We start from the raw sequence: 7239 nt of genomic DNA, 5'->3' as shown, positions 1-7239 counted from the left end.
CTAGTTTTATGGGTCGATAAACCTAGTTTTATGGGTCGATAAACCTAGTTTTATTAACTCTAAAACTATTATGAATAAAGGGTTACAGCTTACTTAAAAGCATTTAAAAGATTAAAAATAATTAAAAGCCCAGGTAAAGAAAAATTGCCCTTGGTTTTCGCTTCGCTCAAACTCTATTGAACTTCGCTTTCGCTCAGTTCGTCGGGGCAATTTTTTGGTGAGCACTTACGTGACTTTAAAAAAGCAAAAGCAACTCGGAATTCGCTACGCTCATAAAACTTTTTTACTCGCTACGCTCGATCTAGACTCAAATTTCTACAACTTTTCCATGCTTATTTAGGTTTCACAGCCTAAAAAGCAGTTTTTCAGGGAGTCTAGGCAAAATTTTCCAAGGATCGCTCGTAGACACTCGCTTTGTTCTTATCGGTAAAATCAAATGATCTCCAAAATACTCTAATTTGCGTTTAGAGCACTCTAATTTTTTTATTGATGGGGAATATAGGTTTAGGCTAAAAAAGGCATATACGGCTTCAACAGTGTATTTAAACCCTATTATTTGAGTCAATCTAAGCTTTATTGAAAGGATTCCTTGGATCTTCTTTGGCTTGCTTAATCAATTTCTCCATTTCATATAGCGATTTAGCCGATAAAATATCTGTTTTTCTATTTTGATCCAGGCTAAATGCATTGTTCTTTTCTGCTCCGGATTGTGCCTGCTTAAATAAATCGAGCATTCGATCTAAATCTTCGTTTGAATTTGATCGCTCTAAACCGCTTTGTTCCAATAAGTTTAAATATAGTGATCCGATAAAATATTTAATGTGGTCTTGCTGTTTTCTTAAAGATTTACTAAGGGGGGCCTGGTTATATTTCTCAGGGTTTAAAACTCGTTCGACCTTCGCTGTAATATTCTTTTCAGAAGTCTGATTTCTTTTAATTTTTAAAACTTCATTTAATGCATCATGCATTGCAAAGTAAGCATCAATATCTGTTTTTTTACTTAATTCTAGAATATTCAATTCTAATTTTTTTAATTTCTGTGGCTCGGTTTTTTGGATCAGTTGTAATTGAACTATACGTTTATTATAAGTATTGCGCTCATAACGACATCGTTGAATAAGTTTTAAATCTTCTTCATTCAGTTGTTTCATTGATTCTCGTTCAGAAATCATTGCTAAAAAAGCATCTTGCATTCGTCTTTTAAACGGCAGCGCTCGAATATGTTTATCCAAATCGATGATTTCTTGTTGTGTTAAGGCAAATGTTTTTCTACCGGCCAAAGCGGATTTCCTGATTTTGGGTATCTAAATTGATGTTAGCGGAATTCTGATGGTGTTGAAACAATATTTTATGTTATACATAAAATATTGTTTATCTCGTTTCCGTGTCTTTTTTTAACAATGATTGCTTTAGCAATCATTGTTAAAAAAAGACACTTCTACTCGCTCCTGCGGAGGCTACATAAACCACTGATTTAATTATTAAATTATGAGTTTTTCTTCGGGTTTTAACGGTATTTTTCTTAATGGTGAAAAAGTAAGCAATGTCTGCCGTTACAAGAAATGGGAAAGGGGTGCAACAAGGAAAACAGCGAATTTTAGACGAGTGCAACAAACTTTTTTGATGAAATATCGATGTTTGCAACAAGAAGAGACTGCTCTCTGCAACAAGAATTAGCCCCTTGTTACAAGAAAATTTGCTGTTTCGTTACACGTAATTTGTTTGAGGTGAACTGATGTTTTATTTAAATCTAAAGCATAATATTAAAAAAGAGCAGAGTTCTCTGAATGCATTCCATTATTTAACTCGGACGGCACATTTTGAAAATCAAAAAGACAATGAAAAATTAGAGTTTATGCGGTATGGAAATATGCCCAAATGGGCAGAAAATAAACCAAAAATTTTTTGGAAAAGTGCTGATCAATTTGAAATTTCCCGGGGAAGAACAAGCTCTACTTTAACCATTGCTTTACCAAAAGAGTTAATACTAGAACAACGAGCAGAATTGGTTCAGAAGTTAATAGATCAGTTTGCCGGACAATATCAATTTCCTTATACCGCGGTCATTCATAATCATCCCAGTGAAATTACTGGAGAGGATCAACCACATTTACATTTGATGTATTCAGAAAGAACAATTTCAGATGATATTGAACGACCACCAGAGCAGTTTTTTAAACAGTACCGGCCAAAAAATCCAACTCAAGGTGGTGCGCAAAAGTTAACAGCTGATGCATTAGGTTTTGGGCGAAATCAAATCAAAGTATTCCGTGAAAAAACTCAAGAATTAATGAATTTGTTTTTAGAAAAATATGCACCAACTAAAAAAGTAATGGTTTATGGTGTAGAAATTGAAGTGAAAAATCAGGTCAGTTGCCTATCTAATGACGATTTCAATCAAAAATTCGGGACCAAATTACAGGATGTACCACAAATCCCTCGTTGGAAACTTTATAGCGCTGATCCAATTATTCAGCTTGATGTTGAAGCTCAAAAAAACACAATTAAAAAAATTAGAAATCAGAACAATGCTGAACTTTATGGCAAGGAATATGATTTAGAAATATCTAGACGCCATGTGCTTACTCAGAAAAAAGATCCTGGCTTTAGCTTAGATTGATTTTTATAAGTGGAAAATTTGTGTTTTTTGAACATGGAATCTTGAAAAAACTTATCCATATTGTGAGTGATTTTTAGCCACAACATGGAAAATTTGTGTTTTTTAGGCTGCAATGATGGATAGATTGTGTTTTTGATTCAGGTCAATAAGGAAAACCTAGATTTTTGCCCATAAATGTAAAATCTAGGTTTTTCGCATAAGGTGTATTATGTTAATAATATAAATTTTTAAAAGCATATTGATTTAATAATAGAAAAATTATCAGAGTAGGGTATGTGTAAAGTAAACGTTCGATTATCAACCAATAATGATTAAAGATTTATATCTTATATGTGTTAATTTTATTAACATATATCTACCAAATTAATAATGCCTTAAGTGAAATAATATGCTAGGTAAACATCATCATTTTTTAAAAAAATTTTCGATCAGTGATGCTGCTATAGCGTATAAAAAACCTCGCTCGACTATACTTAAATATATAAAAAGCGGAGATTTCAAACTTGACTACAATAACTTGATTGAATACAGTCAGTTAATTAGAAAATTTGGTGAAATTACTTCCCCTATACAGGACGAAAGAGAGCAACAAATCAAAAAACTAAAAGATGAAGTTATGCATTTAAAAAAACAACTTAATTTTTTTAAATATACTTCAATCTCAAACAAAAATAGACTATTAATTTCTCATAAAGACTCCATTTAACATAATGTGCGTTATACGAAATCGTCTTTTATAAGTTAAATAAAATCATATGCTTAACTATTTTACATAACCCGAAACTACCGCAAAAATCCGCTTTGGAAACAAAGCGGATTTTTTTTGAGCAAGTTTGATACTTCTTGCCAATAATTTTGACTAAAAATTACTCCAATTAGCTTGAGTGATACAAATTTGTGATACATTATTGTATATACAAATTTGAATGTTTTTTATGGAACTGTATTTCGAATGGGATGAGGCTAAAAACCAAAAGAATCAGAAAAAACATGATGTATCTTTTGAAACGGCAAGCCTCGTTTTTGAAGATCCTTTACGGATCTCAATCCAGGATCGACATACCAATGGTGAAGAACGTTGGCAAACGATCGGTATGGTTAAAGGTGTACTGATGTTATTGGTGGCTCATACAATCATTGACGATGATGACTGTGAGATCATACGAATCATTAGTGCAAGGCAAGTCACTAAAGCGGAACGCAATCAATATGAGCATGGTTAGATATACACGCAAAGAACTGAATGAAAAATTCAGTGACAAGCAAGATGCTGAAATTAAACGCTTGCTTGCAAAAGGAACTGTACCAGATGAACAATTAGATCTATCTGACATTCCTGAGATTACCGACTGGAGTCATGCTGTTCGCCATGGGCAATTTTATCGTCCAGTGAAGCAACAAACATCTGTTCGTCTAGATGCAGATGTACTTGCATGGTTAAAGGCTCAAGGCAAAGGCTATCAGACACGCATGAATAAAATTCTGCGTGAAGCAATGCTAGAAGATCTTAAGAATCATTGATGAAAATGGGAGCTATAGACTCCCATTTTTGCTTCGCATAAGAGATTTTATGTTAAATCTAATCTATAGATTTTTAATTTTTATAAGATATTAATTATTTTCTATATAATTTAAAAACTTGATAAATATATTTCAAACTATATGTTCCCAATTCTTAGTACTATTCCTGGAATACATGCAACAATTGTAGGTGTCTTAGCTGCATTTTTTTCAGCATTCCTTATTTTTGCATATCAAAAAGTCACTGAAGCTCAAAAAAAATTAGAAAAAGCTTTAAAAGTGGCTGAATCAGTATCAACTCCAAATTCATTTGTTATGAATGGTCATTCATCATTAATTGATCAAAATGGAGATTTAGATTGGGATGGTGAGTGTAAAAACTTAATTCATAATGCTAAGTCAGTTTTTTTTCATTTAGATACAGTTAAGTATGGGATTAATTTAGAACCTTTTCATAGGGGTATTGACCCTCAAGAAATAATCAAAATTGTAGATGAGTTAACGCCATTTTTTTATTTATTTTTTACGTATTACCCTATGAACGGGAAATCAATGGTGACCACACCTCAATCAGCCTTGAAAGAGCATGATAACAAAGTATTTGATTATAATAGGTATTTAGAAATACAACGAAGACTTGCTTTTCTAACATGGGTTTGGCAAACATCCCAAGAATCATTAATTCAGTTGTTTAATGTTTATGATCAAATCCAAGAAAAAAAACTCAAAGAAGAAAAAAATATTGAAATTACTAGAGTTCTTGCTGATTTAGAAAAGAATTTAGGCACTAATCAAGGTCATGAAATTCGTGCAAGAGTAATTTCACAGGTCGAAAATAGTTTTAATAGTCGGATTGAACAGAAACAGCTTCCATTCTTAATAGAATTTTTCCAAAGGGTTCAAACGTATCAAACACAAGTTATTCCCATATTGGATGAAACAATTATTGAGTTTGAATCATATAATAATGAGTTAAAAGTAAAAAAAACAACAAAAAATGTTTTAAAAATAACAATTTATATAATGAGTGTCGGGATTGTTTTTCCATTGGTTCTGTTGGAAGTATTAAGTAAACTTGAAAACGCTCATAATTACTTCATTGTTAGTTATATTGAATATTTTATTCTTTTAGCAAGTTTCTTACCGTACTTCTTGATCTGCATTTATTTCTTTAAAAAAATAGAGAATACGATTTTTAAGTAAATTTCTGTTTTTTAAATATTTCTAAAATTAACATAATACACGTTATACGAAATGCGTTATAATTCTCTTGAAAATTCAATGCTGTAGTTTCTAGTTGATAGCCCATCTTCCCCAAGGTGGGTTTTTTTTATGATTTTTCACGTTCCACGCCTATTCTTTGACCAAAGTTTCACGACTTTGTTCATATTAGTTAAACAATCGTGGTTAATCATAGGGTCTAAAAAAACGGCTCCAAAAGCCCCTTTTTTCTGGTTCCTGTTCAATGTGCTCCGGTACTGGAATCCGCTTATTTTCCCTCCGCTCTGGAGTAGTCAATCCGTCATGTTTAGCTTCTGCTGTGTCAGGTTCGGGATCTGGTTTGGCTATGCTGGGTTGCACTAATTCTTGATCGGTAAACGTAGTCATATTAGGTTTTGGGGCTTCTAATAGGCGTTGCATCGTTTCAATTTGGTTCTGATAGAAAGATTCCCGATCTTTGGCATCATCAAGCTGGTTTTTCAGCATGTCTATCTGCTGTCTAAGTAGTAAAACTTCTGCCGAATTTGGACTGTCTATTTTTACAGGTTCTTTTACATCCTGTTTTTTGACAGGTTCCCCGAAAACACGGATAGCCTCGGCTAGATCGATCTTATTCTGGGAATTTTTACTTAAAATTCCTTTCTTTATGTTGTTGTAAATCGTTTGTCTATTGATATTGTAAAGCTTAGAAAGCTCGAGAACTGTAAGGCTTTTCATGTTGTAAATCTATGCCTAAACCTGTCAAAAGTTGTTGTCTATTAGACTGTCTAATAAACAAATGATCAAGTTTAAATTTTAGGCAGGTGCAAAGCCAACTTTTTGAAGATAAGGGAATAATTCTTGGAATTTTTGATAATCTTGGAGCATTTCTGCAATGCGTATAGCAAATTGTTGGAAGCTTTCGGTGCCTTCTGAATATTGCCCCATCTCAGGTAATTCAGAAAGTTTGTTGGCAAAGAGATGACGTTGTTTATCACTCATTTTGGTGAAAAGGGCTAATGTATCCGTTCCCTTAATTACTTTGTCAGAGTTGGTTTTTTTCTGCTTAAAACTGAAAGAAAAACCGGAAATTGAACGTCCTTTTTTATGTTGTTCATATTTAGCCGTTATATCGGTTAACTCATTTACTTGCTTGAGGGCAAAATCTAAAACATACGTTTTAAAATTACTCATTGTTTTGTATTGATGAGCTTCGACACCAAGTTGTTGTCTAAAGATCGATAGATCAAAAATTGGCGTTTTACCAGCAGATCTCCATTGAATTAATAACTCGTATAACCGAATAGCATAAGAGCTAGTTAATCTCGAAACCTGCTCCAATTCATATTTAGTAAAGTTTTCTTCCAGTCGAGTTATGAGTGGAACAATGTCTTGCGTGAAACGTAGGAAAACGATCCCGGATTGAGGTTCATATCCAATTTTATCGACCCAACGACAGTGAAAGCTACGATCCTTACCAGTCTTAGGATTAATGTCATGATACGTGACATAGCGATCAAACAAGCTTTTAGATGCATCCCGAAGCACGGTATAAGCAGTGTGTTTCTCGACATTAAAGGTATTGATATAACTACTTGCATGTACTTCTAAAAGGCTATTTTCAGTTATCCCGTGCCCTGTTTCCCGAGCTTCAGCAATGGCTAATAGGATCAGCCTTTGTTCAACTGTATCTAGGGTATAGCTAGCTTGAATTAAAGCATTATCCTTTACGATTAATTCACTCATTTCTAATAATAAATTTATAATTAAACTAGGTTGTACAATAGACTATTTTAATTGAATTGTAAATCGACTTAATTTGGGGTCGATAAACCTAGTTTTAAGGTCGATAAACCTAGTTTTATGGGTCGATAAACCTAGTTTTATGGGTCGATAAA

8 protein-coding genes are annotated in these 7239 nt (G+C 33.1%); 5 read left to right on the top strand and 3 right to left on the bottom strand.

The genetic code is table 11. The annotated features are described in order from the left end of the window. Positions 1–566: 566 nt before the first annotated feature. Positions 567–1280, bottom strand: coding sequence for a hypothetical protein (locus B806_RS0104410; protein ID WP_005065071.1), 714 nt, complete (start codon positions 1278–1280; stop codon positions 567–569). A gap of 455 nt (positions 1281–1735) precedes the next feature. On the opposite strand from B806_RS0104410, the gene B806_RS0104405 reads away from it, so the two are divergent. The 5 genes from B806_RS0104405 (at position 1736) to B806_RS0104385 (ending at position 5344) form a co-directional block, all read left to right on the top strand. Then, entirely contained in the window at positions 1736–2620 is an 885-nt protein-coding gene (locus tag B806_RS0104405) for a MobA/MobL family protein (protein WP_017385590.1), read from the top strand. A 388-nt stretch (positions 2621–3008) separates the two neighbouring features. After that, complete coding sequence (locus B806_RS0104400; protein ID WP_017399711.1) at positions 3009–3326, top strand: hypothetical protein; 318 nt, start codon at positions 3009–3011, stop codon at positions 3324–3326. A gap of 229 nt (positions 3327–3555) precedes the next feature. Then, entirely contained in the window at positions 3556–3843 is a 288-nt protein-coding gene (locus tag B806_RS0104395) for a BrnT family toxin (protein WP_002124950.1), read from the top strand. After that, positions 3830–4141 (top strand): BrnA antitoxin family protein, encoded by a 312-nt coding sequence (locus tag B806_RS0104390; RefSeq protein ID WP_005065064.1) that lies wholly within the window; start codon positions 3830–3832, stop codon positions 4139–4141. Before B806_RS0104395 ends, B806_RS0104390 begins: the two co-directional genes overlap by 14 nt. Before the next feature lie 141 nt (positions 4142–4282). Further along, entirely contained in the window at positions 4283–5344 is a 1062-nt protein-coding gene (locus B806_RS0104385; RefSeq protein WP_017385591.1) for a hypothetical protein, read from the top strand. 204 nt (positions 5345–5548) lie between these two features. On the opposite strand, the gene B806_RS0104380 is transcribed toward B806_RS0104385, so the two are convergent. Together B806_RS0104380 and repM are read right to left on the bottom strand one after the other, a co-directional pair. After that, on the bottom strand, positions 5549–6079 hold the full coding sequence (locus tag B806_RS0104380) for a plasmid replication DNA-binding protein (protein WP_017402664.1): 531 nt from the start codon (positions 6077–6079) through the stop codon (positions 5549–5551). A 78-nt stretch (positions 6080–6157) separates the two neighbouring features. Next, positions 6158–7087, bottom strand: coding sequence for a replication initiation protein RepM (gene repM, locus B806_RS0104375; protein WP_005065049.1), 930 nt, complete (start codon positions 7085–7087; stop codon positions 6158–6160). Positions 7088–7239: the final 152 nt, after the last annotated feature.

The organism is Acinetobacter sp. TG2027 (assembly GCF_000302435.1).
Taxonomy (GTDB): domain Bacteria; phylum Pseudomonadota; class Gammaproteobacteria; order Pseudomonadales; family Moraxellaceae; genus Acinetobacter; species Acinetobacter pittii.
Note: the sequence above shows the minus strand (reverse complement) of the source record. Positions and strands in the feature narration are given on the sequence as shown.